The sequence below is a fragment of the Tessaracoccus luoxuelianae genome (assembly GCF_055326245.1).
In genome coordinates this window covers 132,617-146,862 of sequence record NZ_JBUZNO010000002.1, presented here as the reverse complement: position 1 = coordinate 146,862, position 14,246 = coordinate 132,617, and the positions used below count along the sequence as shown (strand labels likewise).

The 14,246-nt window shown below is 69.7% G+C and carries 21 protein-coding genes; 11 read left to right on the top strand and 10 right to left on the bottom strand.

What is annotated here, in order from left to right; all coding sequences use genetic code 11:
• Nucleotides 1-29: 29 nt before the first annotated feature.
• Nucleotides 30-629 carry a malonic semialdehyde reductase gene (locus ACZK39_RS03345; RefSeq protein ID WP_463612516.1) on the bottom strand — a complete coding sequence of 200 codons (600 nt, stop codon included), beginning with the start codon at nucleotides 627-629 and terminating at the stop codon, nucleotides 30-32.
• Between the two features lie 205 nt (nucleotides 630-834).
• Between ACZK39_RS03345 and ACZK39_RS03340 the strand changes: the two genes are divergently transcribed.
• Nucleotides 835-1,599, top strand: coding sequence for an SDR family oxidoreductase (locus ACZK39_RS03340; RefSeq protein WP_463612515.1), 765 nt, complete (start codon nucleotides 835-837; stop codon nucleotides 1,597-1,599).
• 18 nt (nucleotides 1,600-1,617) lie between these two features.
• Here the strand turns inward: ACZK39_RS03340 and ACZK39_RS03335 are convergent, their stop codons facing one another.
• The 4 genes from ACZK39_RS03335 to ACZK39_RS03320 form a co-directional block, all read right to left on the bottom strand.
• Nucleotides 1,618-3,312, bottom strand: a complete 1,695-nt coding sequence (locus tag ACZK39_RS03335; RefSeq protein ID WP_463612514.1) for an alpha/beta fold hydrolase — start codon at nucleotides 3,310-3,312, stop codon at nucleotides 1,618-1,620.
• On the bottom strand, nucleotides 3,309-3,887 hold the full coding sequence (locus ACZK39_RS03330; RefSeq protein WP_463612513.1) for an ArsR/SmtB family transcription factor: 579 nt from the start codon (nucleotides 3,885-3,887) through the stop codon (nucleotides 3,309-3,311). The genes ACZK39_RS03335 and ACZK39_RS03330 overlap by 4 nt, the downstream gene beginning before the upstream one ends.
• Before the next feature lie 72 nt (nucleotides 3,888-3,959).
• Nucleotides 3,960-5,093, bottom strand: a complete 1,134-nt coding sequence (locus tag ACZK39_RS03325) for an ankyrin repeat domain-containing protein (protein ID WP_463612512.1) — start codon at nucleotides 5,091-5,093, stop codon at nucleotides 3,960-3,962.
• 191 nt (nucleotides 5,094-5,284) lie between these two features.
• Nucleotides 5,285-6,259 (bottom strand): SMP-30/gluconolactonase/LRE family protein, encoded by a 975-nt coding sequence (locus ACZK39_RS03320; protein ID WP_463612511.1) that lies wholly within the window; start codon nucleotides 6,257-6,259, stop codon nucleotides 5,285-5,287.
• 139 nt (nucleotides 6,260-6,398) lie between these two features.
• On the opposite strand from ACZK39_RS03320, the gene ACZK39_RS03315 reads away from it, so the two are divergent.
• From ACZK39_RS03315 to ACZK39_RS03290, 6 genes are all read left to right on the top strand, one after another.
• A complete protein-coding gene (locus tag ACZK39_RS03315; RefSeq protein ID WP_463612510.1) occupies nucleotides 6,399-7,619 on the top strand; it encodes a sensor histidine kinase in 1,221 nt (406 codons plus the stop codon).
• The gene (locus tag ACZK39_RS03310) at nucleotides 7,616-7,873 is read left to right on the top strand and encodes a response regulator (RefSeq protein ID WP_463612509.1); all 258 of its coding nucleotides are present in this window, start codon (nucleotides 7,616-7,618) and stop codon (nucleotides 7,871-7,873) included. Before ACZK39_RS03315 ends, ACZK39_RS03310 begins: the two co-directional genes overlap by 4 nt.
• 117 nt (nucleotides 7,874-7,990) lie before the next feature.
• Nucleotides 7,991-8,242 (top strand): response regulator transcription factor, encoded by a 252-nt coding sequence (locus ACZK39_RS03305; RefSeq protein ID WP_463612508.1) that lies wholly within the window; start codon nucleotides 7,991-7,993, stop codon nucleotides 8,240-8,242.
• 96 nt (nucleotides 8,243-8,338) lie between these two features.
• Nucleotides 8,339-8,713, top strand: coding sequence for a DUF5655 domain-containing protein (locus ACZK39_RS03300; protein ID WP_463612507.1), 375 nt, complete (start codon nucleotides 8,339-8,341; stop codon nucleotides 8,711-8,713).
• 89 nt (nucleotides 8,714-8,802) lie between these two features.
• Nucleotides 8,803-8,940, top strand: coding sequence for a hypothetical protein (locus ACZK39_RS03295; protein WP_463612506.1), 138 nt, complete (start codon nucleotides 8,803-8,805; stop codon nucleotides 8,938-8,940).
• Entirely contained in the window at nucleotides 8,934-9,386 is a 453-nt protein-coding gene (locus tag ACZK39_RS03290; protein ID WP_463612505.1) for an SOUL family heme-binding protein, read from the top strand. The genes ACZK39_RS03295 and ACZK39_RS03290 overlap by 7 nt, the downstream gene beginning before the upstream one ends.
• Nucleotides 9,387-9,459: 73 nt before the next feature.
• Here ACZK39_RS03290 and ACZK39_RS03285 read toward each other — a convergent pair whose 3' ends face one another.
• On the bottom strand, nucleotides 9,460-9,975 hold the full coding sequence (locus ACZK39_RS03285) for an AAA family ATPase (protein ID WP_463612703.1): 516 nt from the start codon (nucleotides 9,973-9,975) through the stop codon (nucleotides 9,460-9,462).
• 175 nt (nucleotides 9,976-10,150) lie between these two features.
• On the opposite strand from ACZK39_RS03285, the gene ACZK39_RS03280 reads away from it, so the two are divergent.
• Nucleotides 10,151-10,690 (top strand): DUF1697 domain-containing protein, encoded by a 540-nt coding sequence (locus tag ACZK39_RS03280; protein WP_463612504.1) that lies wholly within the window; start codon nucleotides 10,151-10,153, stop codon nucleotides 10,688-10,690.
• Between the two features lie 77 nt (nucleotides 10,691-10,767).
• Here ACZK39_RS03280 and ACZK39_RS03275 read toward each other — a convergent pair whose 3' ends face one another.
• Genes ACZK39_RS03275 through ACZK39_RS03260 form a run of 4 tightly spaced genes read right to left on the bottom strand, consistent with a single transcriptional unit; the run spans nucleotide 10,768 to nucleotide 12,933 of the window.
• The gene (locus tag ACZK39_RS03275; RefSeq protein ID WP_182799768.1) at nucleotides 10,768-11,106 is read right to left on the bottom strand and encodes a type II toxin-antitoxin system PemK/MazF family toxin; all 339 of its coding nucleotides are present in this window, start codon (nucleotides 11,104-11,106) and stop codon (nucleotides 10,768-10,770) included.
• On the bottom strand, nucleotides 11,090-11,287 hold the full coding sequence (locus tag ACZK39_RS03270) for a hypothetical protein (protein WP_182799767.1): 198 nt from the start codon (nucleotides 11,285-11,287) through the stop codon (nucleotides 11,090-11,092). The genes ACZK39_RS03275 and ACZK39_RS03270 overlap by 17 nt, the downstream gene beginning before the upstream one ends.
• Before the next feature lie 33 nt (nucleotides 11,288-11,320).
• Nucleotides 11,321-11,926, bottom strand: coding sequence for a hypothetical protein (locus tag ACZK39_RS03265; RefSeq protein WP_463612503.1), 606 nt, complete (start codon nucleotides 11,924-11,926; stop codon nucleotides 11,321-11,323).
• Nucleotides 11,927-11,979: 53 nt separating this feature from the next.
• Nucleotides 11,980-12,933, bottom strand: coding sequence for a GlxA family transcriptional regulator (locus ACZK39_RS03260; protein WP_463612502.1), 954 nt, complete (start codon nucleotides 12,931-12,933; stop codon nucleotides 11,980-11,982).
• Nucleotides 12,934-13,037: 104 nt separating this feature from the next.
• Between ACZK39_RS03260 and ACZK39_RS03255 the strand changes: the two genes are divergently transcribed.
• From ACZK39_RS03255 to ACZK39_RS03245, 3 genes are read left to right on the top strand one after another with little or no spacing between them, the layout of a single operon-like run.
• A complete protein-coding gene (locus ACZK39_RS03255) occupies nucleotides 13,038-13,673 on the top strand; it encodes an isochorismatase family protein (protein ID WP_463612501.1) in 636 nt (211 codons plus the stop codon).
• Nucleotides 13,583-13,894 (top strand): type II toxin-antitoxin system RelE/ParE family toxin, encoded by a 312-nt coding sequence (locus ACZK39_RS03250; protein WP_463612500.1) that lies wholly within the window; start codon nucleotides 13,583-13,585, stop codon nucleotides 13,892-13,894. The genes ACZK39_RS03255 and ACZK39_RS03250 overlap by 91 nt, the downstream gene beginning before the upstream one ends.
• A 13-nt stretch (nucleotides 13,895-13,907) precedes the next feature.
• Entirely contained in the window at nucleotides 13,908-14,207 is a 300-nt protein-coding gene (locus ACZK39_RS03245) for a HigA family addiction module antitoxin (protein WP_463612499.1), read from the top strand.
• The last annotated feature ends 39 nt before the right edge of the window (nucleotides 14,208-14,246 follow it).

Genomic DNA, 14,246 nt, shown 5'->3' with positions numbered 1-14,246 from the left:
ATGGATGCGTCGCGGGCCAAGCCGGGGGCTCAGGCCAGAGCAACCGCCTGGTCGAACGTCAACCGAGGGTTGCGGGGGAAGGTGCCGTCCTCAGCAGCGTGGCCGATGTTGACCACCATGATCGTGCGTAGCGACGAGCCCGCGAAGAACTCCCGATCGATACCCGAGAGATCCACCCCACCCATCGGTCCCGCGTCGAGGCCGGCTGCCCGCACGGCGAGGATGAAGCCGCCCGCCTGAAGCCAGGAGTTGTTCATCGCCATGGCATGACGCTGGTCGACGTTCGCCGCGAAGCGCTCCCGGGCGCCCGGGTGCTGCGGCGCCACGACGGGGAGGTGCTCGTGGAAGTCTGCGTCCGCGGCGAGGATCGCCACCACCGGCGCCGAGGCTGACTTCGCCCGGTTCCCCTCCCCGATCAACGGCAGCAGCCGCCCCTTGGACTGCGCAGTCCGCACGAACGTCACCCGCAGCGGCTGGCTGTTCATCGCCGTCGGCGTGTACTTCGCCAACTCGTAAACGCGGGCCAGTTCCTCGTCGGTCACCGGTTCTGAGGTGAACCGGTACGCGGTGTGCATGTCGGTGAAGATGCGGTCGGCGGTGAGGTGCTCGGAGACAGCCAGCAGAGTCATGGGCGATTCGGTCCTTCAAGTAGTTGACGTTTCTACTATATCAGGCAGGCGATGAATCCCCCATCGTCGTCAACGAGCGGGCCGCGGCTTGCCATTGCCACTACCCGCCCCCCGAGAACAGGACGAGCTCCGGTTACCGCGGTTCAGGGGCCCGGAGATGATGCAATGGCACAGACGTCGTACACGGTCGGAAGGGGTGAGCCACATGGCCAAGGGCACAGTGCTGGTGACCGGTGTTGGCCGGGCTCGGGGGATCGGGGCCGGCATCGCCGTCCACCTCGCCGAGCAAGGCTGGGACCTCGCGCTGGGATACCTCTCCGACTACGACGACCGCATCGGACTCGAGCACGACCCCCGGGACCCGCACGATGTCGCCGAACGTTGCCGCGCCTCCGGCGCCACCGTCGACCTGCTGCCCGCGGACCTGGCAGACCCGGACGTACCCGCCCACCTCATCACCGCGGCCAACCGCCGCGACGACCTGACCGCCCTCGTCCTCTCCCACACCGAGAGTGTCGACTCCTCCATCCTCGACACCAGCGTCGCGAGCTGGGACCGGCACTACGCGGTCAACGCCCGGGCGTCGTGGCTCCTCATCAAGGCCTTCGCCGAGCAGCTCCCCGACAAGGTCCGCGCCGCCCGGGCGGGGCGCGTCGTCGCGCTGACCAGCGACCACACCGCCCACAACCTGCCTTACGGCTCGAGCAAGGGCGCCCTGGACCGCGTCGTCATCGCCGCGGCCATCGAGCTCGCCGACCGCGGGATCTCCGCGAACGCCCTCAACCCCGGCCCCATCGACACCGGATGGATGGACGACGAGCTGCGCGACCTCCTCACCCGGCAGACACCGGCAGGACGCCTGGGCACGCCGCAGGACACCGCCGATCTCGTGGGGTTCCTGCTCTCCCCCGCCGGCGGCTGGATCACCGGGCAGTTGCTGCACAGCAACGGAGGCTTTGCCGCCAAGTAGCCCAGGGTGTAGGCGCAGTCAGCGGCCCTGTGCGTCCAGGACCTCCCGGAGCCGTGCGGCGAACGCCTCCGGCTGGCCTGGCCAGCCGAACTCCGGGCCGACGAACCCTCCATGGTGGCTGGGGAACATCGTCAGCGGCAGGCCCAGCCTCGCCGCCAGAGCCTCGGCGGACCGCCCGGTCACCTGACGCGCCGACTCTTCCCCCGCTGCGATCACCAGCCTCACGCCAGACTCAAGGAGGGCATCGAGGTCCGGCGTCCACGCGACCACGCCGTCGGAGTCGCCGGACAGCAACGGGTCGTCGCGGGAGCCGTCGTCCTCAGAGGGGAGGCCGAAGGCCGCGGGATCCGCGGCGGCGCGATCGAAGAACTCGTCGGTGAGCTCGCCCTCCCAGGAGGTGTAGGCGATGAAACGGGCCATGCCGTGGCCGAAGCCGCCCTCCTGGTAGGCACGGTTGATGGCCTGCTCGGCGCGGAGCACTGCGTTCGCGTCGGGCAGCAAGTGGGTCAGCGGCGGCTCGTGCGCGACGAGGACGCGGACGTCCTCCGGGTGCGCGACGACCAGCGCCAGCCCGTCCACCGCTCCGCCGCTGCTGCCGAAGATCTCCACCTCCCCGGCGCCCAGCGCCTCAACGAGGCGGTGCAGGTCCTCGGTATGCTGCTGCGGGTTGTTGTCCGTGCGGCCGTCCGTGCGGATGCTGCGGCCCAGGCCGCGCGGGTCGTAGGTGACGACGGTCCGGTCCGGGAAATGCGAAGCCAGGGTGGCGAAGCCGGTGGCGTCCATGGGCTGCCCGATCAGCAGCAGCGGGGGCCGCCCGTCGACGGTGGGTAGGGGCCCGCGCACGTCGTAGACGATGGTGGCCCCGGGTGCCTCGGCGGTGTGAGTGACGGCCTCGACGGTCATCGCGGTTCCTCCCTTGTCCATGGTGCCCTGGACACGATCCTGCAGCCAGGCCTCCCATGCCGACTCCTCGCGCCGCACGTAGTCCTTCGCATCCTCGGAGAACAGGTACGCGCGCACGCCCACCAGGGACTTGCCGGCCCCCTCCTCGAACACGTAGATGTTCAGCATCCCGGGGACAGGCGCGGTGAGCCGGACGAGCGCCTGCCGATCGCCGACGACCTCAACCGTGCCGGTGGTGTCGCGCAGCTCCACCGGCGTGCCCACGCCGGCCAAGCCGAGTGTGTCGCGCAGGGTGGACCAGAGCGTCTCACCGTCGCCGGGGTGGGAGGCGGTCACCTCCAGCTGGGTTGCCACCTGGCCGGGGAAGTGCGACAGGTACAGACGTAGGTTGTCGAAGTACGGCATCCAGTAGATTCCCATCTCCTCCCAGAACTCCGACTCCCAATCGGCGCCGGTCCCGAAGCCACTGCTCGTGACCCGCACGACGCAGGTGCCGCCGGATTGCGCCTCGACCAGGAACTCGGACGTCAAGGGGCTGAGCTCGTCCGGGTCCTTCCCCATCAGAGCGGCCCAATCCTCCTCGTAGACGAGGCGGCGAGGCGGGTCCCAGCCGGTGACCTGGCCGTCGGAGCCCATGTCGGGGCCTATCGCGAAATGCAGGGAGCCGCCCGCGCGCTCGTCGATCTCGGTGGGCAGGAACCAGGCGCTCATGCCCTGTGCGGTGGCAATGGCCTGCCAGACCTGCTCAGGGGTGCCCGGCACCTCGACGCTGAACTCGAGGCGGTAGGGGACGTTCGGGGTGGTGCTCATGACTGCTCCTCGGGGAGTGGGTGGGCGGCGACGACCAGGCGGTGCCGGCGCCCGTCCTCGTGGTGGTAGCGAGCGGCCAGGCTGATCACCGCGGCGGTGAGGTCGTCGGCGAAGGCAGCCCGGTCCGCGGCCGAGCGGAAGCCGATCTCCGCGTCGATCGCCAGTGTCGGGAGCCTCTTTCCGGTGGCCGCGGCCCGGCGCGCGAGGGCGCCGACCTCGCGCACCATCCGGCCGGCCAGGGCCACCAGATAGCCCGCCGACAGGTGGTCCGGGTTGGCGTCCGGGTCGGCCGCCGATTCATTGACGGCCGCCGGAGACACGACGTAGGACACCGCCGACGCCTGAAGCACGCGCTCGGTGATGCCCCCGTGCCGGCGCTCCTCGGACAGCCCCACCAGGCCGTGCGCCTCGAGCGCCTTGAGGTGGTAGTTGACCTTCTGGCGCGTGATACCGACCCGGGCCGCGAGCCCGGCTGCGGAGGCCGGTACAGCCAGCTCGCGGAGCAGCCGGGCCCGGATCGGATCCAGCGCTACGGCGGCAGCCCCCGCGCTCTCGATGACCTCCACGTCACGCATGACCCCACCATGCGCCTGACAATTAATCTTGTCAAGGGGCGGATCCTCGCCGGACCCGTGATCCAGGTTGCCTCAGCTGGTGCTGCCGCGCAGGATGGAGACGAGGCGGTCGTGGCCGCTTCGCTCGGCGTGCTGCAGCGGCGTCACGCCGTCCCGATCCGCGATCGTGGGGTCGGCGCCGGCGTCGAGCAGGATCTGCACGATTTCCTGGTGCCGGGGGCCGCCGTCGCCGAGGATGACCGCCTCGAGCATCGCGGTCCAGCCGAGGTTGTTGACGTGGTCGATGTCGACACCGGTCTGCACCACGCGCCGCACGTAGTCGACGTGGCCGCGCTCGCTGGCCGGAATCGGCGAAAGCCCACCGAAGCGGTTCCGGATGGTCAGGTCGGGGTTTGCGGGCAGCAGCGTCTCGAGCATCGCCACGCTGCCGGTCACGCCTGTGACCAGCCAGGGCGTGTCGTGGCGGTCGTCCAGCGCGTCGGGATCGGCGCCCATCGCGACGAGGACCTCGGCCACCGGAACACGGTCGAAGGTCGCGGCCAGGAGCAGTGCCGTACGGTCGCGTTCGTCGCGCGCCTCGATGTCGGCGCCGGCCCTCAGCGCGATCGCGACGGCGTCCGCGTCACCTGCCTCGGCCGCCCTCAGCAGCGCGGCGTCCGGGTCGTCGGGGTGATCGGCGGTCGTCACCGTCCGCAGGATTCGCCCCAAACCCGCGTAACCCCTCTCAACGGCCATCTCCAGCGGCGTCAACCCCGCTGACGGCGAGGTGCGGTCAAGCTCGACGCCACCCGCCGCCAGCACCCGCACTGTGGTGGCGTAAGTCGGGGTGTCTTCGCCCAGCCAGATGGCCTCGTGGATGGCCTGGTAGCCGATCCGGTTGACGTGGTCGCGGTCGATGCCGGCCTGCAGCAGCTCGCCGACGACCAGGCCGTGCCCGCGTTCGGCGGCGCGGATGAGACCGGTGCCGTTCCAGCTGTCCTTGTCGTTCACCAGTGCCCCGTTGGCGAGCGCCAGGCGAAGCAGGTCGAGGTACCCCTCGCTGGTCGCGATGAGGTAGGCGGACTGCTCGGTCTCGTCCTTGGCGTTCACGTCGGCGCCCGCCTCGACGAGTCGTCGGGCAAGCTCGACGTCGTTGGCCCACGCTGCATCCCGCAACTGCTCGTCGAGGGTTGCCTGCTCCTGGGCGTCGAGAGAGGGGTCTGGCACGCGTTCGTCCTTCCTGGGAGCGGCGCTGGGAGCAGGGCTGGGGGCCACGCTGGGGGTCGTTTCGGGGGCCGGGCTGCTGCTCGCCCAGTCTGGGGGCACGGTACTCGGCGGCGCGGTGGGTTCGCCAGGCCCGCACGCGCTGAGGATGAGCGCAAGAGGGATGGCGGCGATCGCCGTACGGATGATGGGACTCATCGGGTGGGGTCCGTCACGATCTCGTAGGGGCCGGTGGCGACCGGCTCGTCGAACTTGCTGTCGACGTACAGGATGCGCCCGCGCAGCGCCTTCGCAGTTGTCAGTACCCGGTCAGCCGCCGTGGCCTCCTGGGCCAGGAGGACCGCCCGGGAGCCGTCGGCCGACAGGCGCAGAGTGGTGATCATCCGGCTGAAGTTGCGCACGACCGTGAGCTGGTTGCCGCGCCGGACGAGGCCGTCGGCGTTGACGAGGTCCGCACCACCCGACGCAACCTCCGAGACGTCGCCGGTGCCGGCGTCGAAGCGCCACAGCAGGCCGGCGTTGCCCTGGGCCACCACGAAGGCGCTACGGTCGGCCGACAGCACGATGCCGCCGAGGTTGAACCCGGCGAGCCGCTCGACCCGGTCTGTGGCATCCGCCCAGAGGCTCGCCTGCCAGCCCGCACCGTCGTCGGCGACGCGGAAGACCTGGGCGTCGTTGGAGTTGGTGAAGTAGGCCGCGCCGTCCGGCCCGAGCGCGACATCGTTGAGGAAGACGCCGGCGCCGGGTGCGCGGAGGGCGGCCAGCAACGTGCCGTCTGCCTCGTAGACCCACAGGTCAGGGCGTCCGTTGCCGAGGCCGTTGGGGCCACCGGCGATGTAGACCCGACCCAGGTCGTCGACGGTGATACCCCGCGCGGTGAAGCGACCGTCGGTCCCGTCGCCGGCAAGCCACTCCACGGTCTCGTCTGAGTCCGCGGAGCCGCGGTGGATCTCCCCGCCGGTGACCTCGCTGACGTAGAAAAGGCCCCGCCGCTCGTCCGCGCCGATTCCCTCGAACTTGGAGCCGGTGGCGGTGTCGACGTCGCCCGTCAGCTGGTAGGTGGTGGGGCGGGGGCCGTCAGCCACAGCCGGAGCCGCGCCGACGGCCAGGCCGAGGGTGGCGATCGCTGCGACGGCGAACGTGATGGTCGGGCGTGTGTAGCGAGTCACTGTGGTCTCCTCGAACTGAGGTCTGCGAACTGGTCCAGTCTGCGTGCGCGGCCGGCGCGGCGCGTCGGTGGAACGGCCACCGCTGGGTAGCCGATTGGTTGATGCGGCTCGCCGGGGTTCTCCATACGATGAGGACACCATGAGCACCCCCACGGACGTCCGAGACCGCGCCTCGGGTGTGCACGGCATCCTGGCCCCCGCCGTCCGGCTCGACCGCTGGCTCCTCGTGGTGCTCATCGTGCTGCTGGTCACCTCCGCGGTCCGCTACGTGGATCGGCACGGGCTCGACCCGGCCGGCGTCGCTGTGCTGGCCGGAGCGGCGCTGCTCGGACTCGCCTACGCCACCCGTGGCCTCATGTCGTCGCGCCCGTGGTGGCCCGCGGCGTGGGTGGTGGGGATGGTCGTCCTGTGGGGGGCACTCACCGCCGCCGCGCCGTCCTTCGCGTGGTGCGCCGTCCCGGTGGCCTTCGCCGTCCTGCGGGTGCTGCCGTTCGGGTGGGCGGTGGGGACGGTGGTGGCGATGATGCTGCTGCTGACCGCGGCCTGGCAGCGGATTGTGGAGGACTTCGACCCGGTGCAGGTCGTCGGCCCCGTCGGGGTGGCGCTGGTCACTGTGATGGCCTTCCGTGCCCTCGATCTGGAGTCGCGGGCCCGCCAGGACCTGCTTGATCAGCTGATCGATGCGCAGGAGGACCTGGCCGACGAGCAGCAGCGCGCCGGCGCCCTCGCCGAGCGAACCCGCCTGTCCCGCGACATCCACGACTCAGTTGGCCAGGGGCTCTCCAGCATCAACCTGCTGCTCCAGGCCGCGGACCAGGACTGGGACAGCCACCCCGGGCGCGCGCGTCACCACGCCCGGACCGCGGCCGCGACCGCCCGCGACAGCCTGGAGGACGTGCGCCGAGTGGTGCGCGACCTCGCGCCCACGGACCTCGAAGGCGACGACCCTCGCGGCAGACTCCCGGCCGCCCTGCACCGGGTCGCGGAACAGTTCGGACCTGGGATGGAGGTCGAGGTGCGAGTCGACGGAGAGCCTGAGGCGCTTCCCACGGACGTCGCGGCGGCCCTGGTGCGAACCGCGCGGGGCGCCCTGGCCAATGTGCGGGAGCACGCCCAAGCGGATCGCGTCACCCTGACCCTGACCTATCACTCCGACGAGGTGGTCCTGGACGTGCGCGACGACGGACGCGGCTTCGACCCCGCCCAGGCGCGAGTCCGGGGTGCACGTGGACGGGGGCTGGCGGGGATCCGGGAGCGGGCCGTCTCGCTCGGCGGCGCCGCGTACGTTGAGAGCGCGCCCGGCGAGGGCACCACCATCTCGGTTCACCTTCCGATCCGCCCACCACTGGAGACCCCGTGATCCGCATCGTTCTGGTGGACGACCATCCCGTGGTCCGCGCCGGCTTGCGCGCGCTCCTCGACGGCCAGGACGATCTCGAGGTGATCGCCGACGTCGACGGGCTCGAAGCCGCGGTCGCCGTCGTGACCGACGAGCGGCCCGACGTGGTGCTGGTCGACCTCAACCTCGGGGAGCGCAGACCCGGAGGAGCGGAGGTCACGACGGCGCTTCGCGGCCTCGTCGCCCCGCCGGAGGTGCTCGTGCTCACCACCTAAGACACCGAGGCAGACGTCCTGCGCGCACTCGACGCGGGCGCGCGCGGCTACCTGCTCAAGGACGCCCCGCCCGATGAGCTGTTCGCGGGCATCCGGGCCACCGCCCGGGGCCAGACGGTGCTGGCGCCCTCCGTCGCCGCCACTCTGGTGCGCCGTGCGACACCCGGGGCCATCACCATCACCGAACGCGAGGTGGAGGTCCTGGAGTTGCTTTCCCGCGGGCTGGGAAACAAGGAGATGGCACGCGAGCTCTTCGTCTCGGAGGCCACCGTCAAGTCTCACCTCTCCCACATCTACACCAAGCTCGGCGTGGACACCCGTGCCGGCGCGGTGGCTGCTGCCATCGAGCGCCGGATCATCCGCACGTGAGCTCTCGAAGCCTTCCTCGCTTGGCTCCCCGACCTTTATCCGGTCCATCACCATCGGGCAGCACGAGCGCGCCCTGGGGTGGCTACGGTGGGGACCATGGGTACGGGCGAGCCCGAGCGCACCCCGGAGGGGTTCTTCGATGGCTCTCCGGCCGGGTTGAGGCTGTACGCGGCGGTGGAGCAGGCGGTGCGGAACTTCGGCGAGGCTTCCGTGCGAGTGACGAAGAGCCAGATCGCCTTCCGGCGACGGAGGGGCTTCCTGTACCTCTGGCGTCCTGGGCAGTATGTCAACAGCGACGTGCCCGCCGTGCTGTCCCTTGTGCTGCCTCACGAGGTGACCTCCCCCCGGTTCAAGCAGGTTGCCCACCCGTCCAGCAACGTGTGGATGCACCACATCGAGCTCCACCACATCGAAGAGATCGACGACGAGGTCCGCGGCTGGATGGCTGAGGCCTTCCACAACGCGGGCTGAACACCTCACGTGCCGCTGCCTCCCACATCTCACGGGCCGGATGTGGGAGTTCCGGGTGATCCGTCGGCCCCCAGTGTCACGCTGGTGTCATGACGGAGCAGCAACCGTACGACGTCCTCGCGCGATTCCCCCACTTCGAGGTGCGCCGCTACCCAGCACACCTGGTGGCCGAGGTCGAGGTGGACGCCTCGTTCACCCGCGCGGGCAACGAGGCGTCGGGGTGCTAGTGAGCTTCATCTCGGGCCGCAACAGCACCCGAGGAAAGGTCGCGACGACCGCGACGGTGTTGCAGGAGCAGGCGCCCACCACGATCGAGATGACCTCACCCGTGGTCCAGCAGCCCGCCGCCGAGTCAGGCCCACAGGCGGTGGCCTTCGTGATGCCCTCTCACTTCACGCTGGAGACGCTGCCGACACCGTCCGACCCGCGCATCACCGTCCGGCAGGTGCCTGTCCAGGTGGCCGCGGTCAAGAGCTTCACCGGACGCTGGACGGAGCACATCTACCAAAAGCAGTTGGGCGACCTCCGCGCCGCTATAGAGCAGGCTGGCCTCGAGGCCAGCGGGGTCCCGCGGTTCGCTCGCTTCGACCCTCCCTGGACGCCGTGGTTCCGCCGTCGCAACGAGGTGGTGCTGCCCGTCCTCTGGCCCCCGCAGGTGCCTCACGAGGACTAAGAGTCAGACCTGAGTACCGATGACGGCATCAGAACCACCAATGAGCCGCGTCTACGCTCGGTGCGCCGCTGCCTCAGCGCGACGACGCAGCGAGCGGTCCGGCGAGCCATGCGCGCGCCTCCCGGTGCGAGAGCAGGCGGACAACGGGCAGTTCGGGGCGTTCGCCCATCAGAGCGACGACCCGCTCAGCCGTCCGGCGACGGGTCTTCCAGGCCCAGCGGATGATGTGGTCAGGGTCGGTGAACGCGGTCCAGAGCGCCGGTTCACGATTGCCGTTCCAGAGCACCTCGCGTCGCAGCCGTCGACGCAGAGTCCTCACCGTGACCTGACGCATCACAGTGGCGACGGGCAAGTCGAGCCAGACCACCAGATCGGCTCGGGCAGCCAGAACGGCGCGGGCACTGCTGTACTGCCATTCGGTCACCCACTCGTCCTCCGCCACGAGAGCAGACACGTCGTCCATGAACGACTCCCGAGGAGTCCAGTTCGGACCGTGATAGAGCGCGTCGATCTCGACGTGAGAAATGCCCAGCTGGCGTGCGATTCGAGACGCCAAGGTCGTCTTCCCCGACCCGGGGGTCCCCGCCACCAGCACGCGGCGCGGGCACGCCTGAAGTGACTGAGTGGAGGTGAGCAGAGGCAGAGGCACGCCGCCAGCTTGGCACACGACCCAGTTCCCACAGCGCGCGATGGCTCCGCCACGACGACAAAGTCAGGGGCCACAGCCGATGTTCGACGAGGGACAGCATGGGATGATCGGGCACGTGAGCATCCAGGTGGCGTTCTTCCGGAACATGAACCTCGGCCAGGCGCGGAGCCGATCGCCGCGCAGTTCCGAACTGCTGGATGCCTTCGCAGCCGCCGGCGCCGCCAGCGCAGTGAACTTCCAGACCAACGGCACGGTGATCTTCACCTGCGGCGAACCGGCAGCACTCGCAGAGTCCGTCGTGACCCGCCTCACCGCAGTCACCGGCTACGCCGACCTGGTCGTCGTCCGCTCCGCTGCCTGGCTCATCGACACACTCGGATACATAGACCCCGGCCTGACCGCCGGGGAGGTCGCCCTCTTCGACGCCCCCCTGTTGCCGGACCTCATCCTGCCTCACGTCGAACGCACTCCATCAGGTGAGCTCGTGGTGCACGCACTCACCAACCGCCACGCGGTCACGAGCGCCACCGGGGCCGGCGTCTCGGCCGGACCGATACTCACCCGGCTGATCGGTGTCCCGGTCACCTGCCGCGGGATCCCCACGATGCGGCGACTCGTCGCGCGGCTGACCAGCCTCTCCGGTTGTCCCAGATGACCACGTGGCCGGTGTCCTCGCACTCGATCCACCTCGCCCGACGACACAAGGCCGGCTAGGCTCGCCTGTCAGAGCGGCTACAGGTCCAGCAGCAACCCCAGGATCTCGCGCACCTCGCTCAGGGCTGCCGGCCCAACATTGCCAGTGCGCCGATGAATCCGAGTCACGGCCACGGAGCGCACATGCTGGCACTGCGCCGACGATGGGGCCGCGAGTCGGTTGTCGTCATCGGGCTCAATGACCACCTCGGTACTGCTCTCACGAAGGATCCGGGTCAACGGCACAACCTGGATAACGTTCGGCCCGCCCCTCAGGACCCGCCTCGCGGTCACGACGATGGCCGGCCGAAGAAGTCCGGCCTCGTGTCCGGCGGGCACTCCGAAGTCGAGTTCGACGACGTCACCCGGCGTCAGCATCGAGCCATTCAGTCTCGTCGTCGGTCAGCTTAACGCGGAGATCCTGCGCCATGGCGTCCTGGCGGAGCGTGCGGATGGCCTTGCTCACCGTCTCATCGATCGTTTCGTGGCGTTCGGCTGCCAATCGGGTCACCTGCGCATGCGTGACCCTGCTGATGCGGATCGTCGTTGTCTCGGACATGAACCAACTCTACCCGATTGTAGACCGATCAGTCTACAGGTGCCGTCTCGTGGCAAGCTGGTCTGGGCTCAGCCTCCAGCCGCGGCACCACGCTGCGATGGCGATGACAACGCCGATCGCCAACAGCACGAAGCTGGCCGATAGGGCGAGCCACTTGCCGGTGGTGAAGAACGGCGCCAGCTCCGCGAGCACCGGCGTCCGGGCCGGATAGCGTGCCATCACCGTCGCGGCGCAGATGTTCTCGGCGTAGTCCAGCGCCACCGCGACCACCGGCAGCAGGGCCACCCATCGCCACCGACTCCCAGGAGCTGTCCCCCGCGCCCAGACCCACGCGAGCGTCGTCACCAGGAACGCCCCGTACACCAGCGGCCAGATGACGTCGAACGTGACCCGCGCGTACACGTAGGCAGCTCGACCGTCAGATCCCCACGCCTCGGCCGCCGCGTACAGGTCGTCCGGGGAGTACCACAGGGATGTGTCCGGGGCGGCGTAGCGGTCCGTGTAGAAAGCCCCGGCTTCAGCCTGGGCTGGCAGCACCATGGCGGTGAACACCGCGAACAGCACCACCGCGGCAACGGCCATCCACCCGCGCACTCCGCGCGCCAGGCCCGCGGCCACTCGGTCCACCACCTTCATCACACCCCATTCCTCTGATGCTGCGATGCTATGCGGCTTTCACGGTCCTGAGCGCGTCACGTCGAGGAAGCCGAGAATCGCTGGCGGTAGGAGGTGGGCGTGGTGGCGTAGGTGGCGGTGAAGTTCTGCCTGAACGTCACGACGCTGGTAAAGCCGCAGGCCGTGGCGATGCGCGTGACCGGCCACGCCGTCGTCTCCAGGAGGCGCCGTGCTTCGTCGAGGCGGCGGGCCAAGACCCAGCGCGCGGGGGTGGTGCCCGTGGCCTCTGCGAACCGGCGGGTGAAGTTGCGGCGGCTCATGCGCGCGTGGGCCGCGAGGTCGTCGACCGTGAGTTCGTGGTCGAGGTGGGCCAGGGCCCAGTCGATGGTTGGTCCGAGGTGCCGCACTCCCCCGGGCTGTGGGATCGGGCGATCGATGTACTGGGCCTGGTCGCCGTCGCGGTGGGGCGCGACGACGAGGCTGCGGGCGACGGTGGCTGCGGCGGCGGAGCCCAGGTGGGATCGGACGATGTGCAGGCAGGCGTCGATGGCCGACGCTGTGCCGGCCGAGGTGAGGACGTCCCCGTGGTCGACGTAGAGCGCGGCGGGCTGGACCTTCACCTCGGGTCGACGGCGTGCGAGCACGTCGGCTGAGCCCCAGTGGGTCACGGCCTCGCGGCCGTCGAGCAGGCCGCTGTCCACCACCGGGAACGCCCCCAGGCACAGGCCGGCGATCCGGCTTCCGCGTGCGTGCGCGGCTCGGATTCGGGCCGTGAGGGGCTCGTCGGTCATGGGCAGATCGATCGGCCAGGATGGCAGGACCACCAGGTCGGCGTCCTCCACCGCGTCGGGGCCCCTGACGTCCTCGATGCGGGGGCCTTCGGCTGTCCGGATGCCGCGACCGTCGCGGGTCCACACGACCGGATCCCACCCCGCGGCCAGGCACTGACGGCCGACCTCACCGAAAACGAGCAAGGGGGCGGCCAGGTGGAACATCGTGATGCCGTCGAAGGCATGAACGGCAATCCGCATGATTGGCCCGATTCCATCGAAGAACGTCTTTTGTGCCACTCACGATAGCCCATCGCCCCTGGCGATCATGGATCAAGACAGATCCGCCAACCGAAGGAGAAACCATGACCGCCCCCCGCCGAGCACTCATCGTCGTCGACGTCCAGCAGGAGTACTTCACCGGGATCCTCCAGATCCAGGCCCCGCCGCGCGACCAGACGCTCGCCAACATCGTGGCCGCCCTCGAGGTCGCGGAGCAGCAGGACCTGCCCGTTGTCGTCGTGCAGCACGAATTGCCGCAGGGTGCACCCGTCTTCGCCGTCGGCAGCGAAAGCTGGTCGCTGCACCCCGAGATCGAGCAGCGCCTGAACCCGTCCTGGAAGTGCGTCAGCAAGGACAAGGGCAGCGTCTTCGCCGGCACCGACGTGGCCCAGTGGCTGGCCGAACGAGAGGTCGACACCGTCACGATCGTCGGCTACATGACCAACAACTGCGACATCGCCACGGCAGTGGGCGCCGAGGAGCTCGGCCTGGCGGCAGAGATCCTCTCCGACGCCACCGGCGCCATCCACCTGGCCAACGAGGCCGGCCAGGTTTCCGCGGACCAGCTCCACGAGACCCTGCTCGTGCTCCTGCACTCCAACTTCGCCGCCGTCGCAACCACCCAGGCATGGACTGCGGCCGTCACCGCCGGCCACGCCCTCCCCAAGAGCGATCTGGGCACCTCCGCCACACAGGGTCGCGCGGCCTTCGGCGCCTGACCGACGGCAATGGGCAGGGGTCCCCACGCGCGTCCCAGCGCGGGGACCCCACCCGCCCCCACATCCTGGACGACCTCCGGGTACCTCCCGGCAATCGGCTCGAGGCACTCCGTGGAGACAGGGCCGGACAGCACAGCGTACGGATCAACCAGCAATGGCGGATCTGCTTCACCTGGACCGACGCCGGACCCACTGACGTCGAAATCGTCGACTATCACTGAGGAGGTGCCACCCATGACAACAACAGCGATCCCACCGATCCACCCGGGCGAGATCCTGATGGACGAGTTCCTGGAGCCGCTGCAGATCAGCCAGAACCGGCTCGCCGTCGCGATCGGCGTACCCCCACGTCGGATCAACGAGATCGTGCACGGCAAGCGTCGCATCACCGCCGACACAGCGCTGCGGCTGGCTCGCTACTTCGGCACCACCGACAGGTTCTGGCTCAACCTCCAGACCCGCTTCGATCTCGAGGTCGAGAAGGACCACCTCGGCAACGCCCTCGACCGGATCGAGCCGCTCCAGGCTGTTTGACTTCCTTGGAGCGGCATGAGCGGATACAAGGAAGACATC

Excerpts from the sequence above, each read along its gene's own strand:
- ACZK39_RS03345 (WP_463612516.1), bottom strand. The coding sequence starts at position 629 with ATGACTCTGCTGGCTGTCTCCGAGCACCTCACCGCCGACCGCATCTTC.
- ACZK39_RS03340 (WP_463612515.1), top strand. The coding sequence starts at position 835 with ATGGCCAAGGGCACAGTGCTGGTGACCGGTGTTGGCCGGGCTCGGGGG.
- ACZK39_RS03335 (WP_463612514.1), bottom strand. The coding sequence starts at position 3,312 with ATGAGCACCACCCCGAACGTCCCCTACCGCCTCGAGTTCAGCGTCGAG.
- ACZK39_RS03330 (WP_463612513.1), bottom strand. The coding sequence starts at position 3,887 with ATGCGTGACGTGGAGGTCATCGAGAGCGCGGGGGCTGCCGCCGTAGCG.
- ACZK39_RS03315 (WP_463612510.1), top strand. The coding sequence starts at position 6,399 with ATGAGCACCCCCACGGACGTCCGAGACCGCGCCTCGGGTGTGCACGGC.
- ACZK39_RS03300 (WP_463612507.1), top strand. The coding sequence starts at position 8,339 with ATGGGTACGGGCGAGCCCGAGCGCACCCCGGAGGGGTTCTTCGATGGC.
- ACZK39_RS03295 (WP_463612506.1), top strand. The coding sequence starts at position 8,803 with ATGACGGAGCAGCAACCGTACGACGTCCTCGCGCGATTCCCCCACTTC.
- ACZK39_RS03275 (WP_182799768.1), bottom strand. The coding sequence starts at position 11,106 with ATGCTGACGCCGGGTGACGTCGTCGAACTCGACTTCGGAGTGCCCGCC.
- ACZK39_RS03270 (WP_182799767.1), bottom strand. The coding sequence starts at position 11,287 with ATGTCCGAGACAACGACGATCCGCATCAGCAGGGTCACGCATGCGCAG.
- ACZK39_RS03260 (WP_463612502.1), bottom strand. The coding sequence starts at position 12,933 with ATGCGGATTGCCGTTCATGCCTTCGACGGCATCACGATGTTCCACCTG.
- ACZK39_RS03255 (WP_463612501.1), top strand. The coding sequence starts at position 13,038 with ATGACCGCCCCCCGCCGAGCACTCATCGTCGTCGACGTCCAGCAGGAG.
- ACZK39_RS03250 (WP_463612500.1), top strand. The coding sequence starts at position 13,583 with ATGGACTGCGGCCGTCACCGCCGGCCACGCCCTCCCCAAGAGCGATCT.
- ACZK39_RS03245 (WP_463612499.1), top strand. The coding sequence starts at position 13,908 with ATGACAACAACAGCGATCCCACCGATCCACCCGGGCGAGATCCTGATG.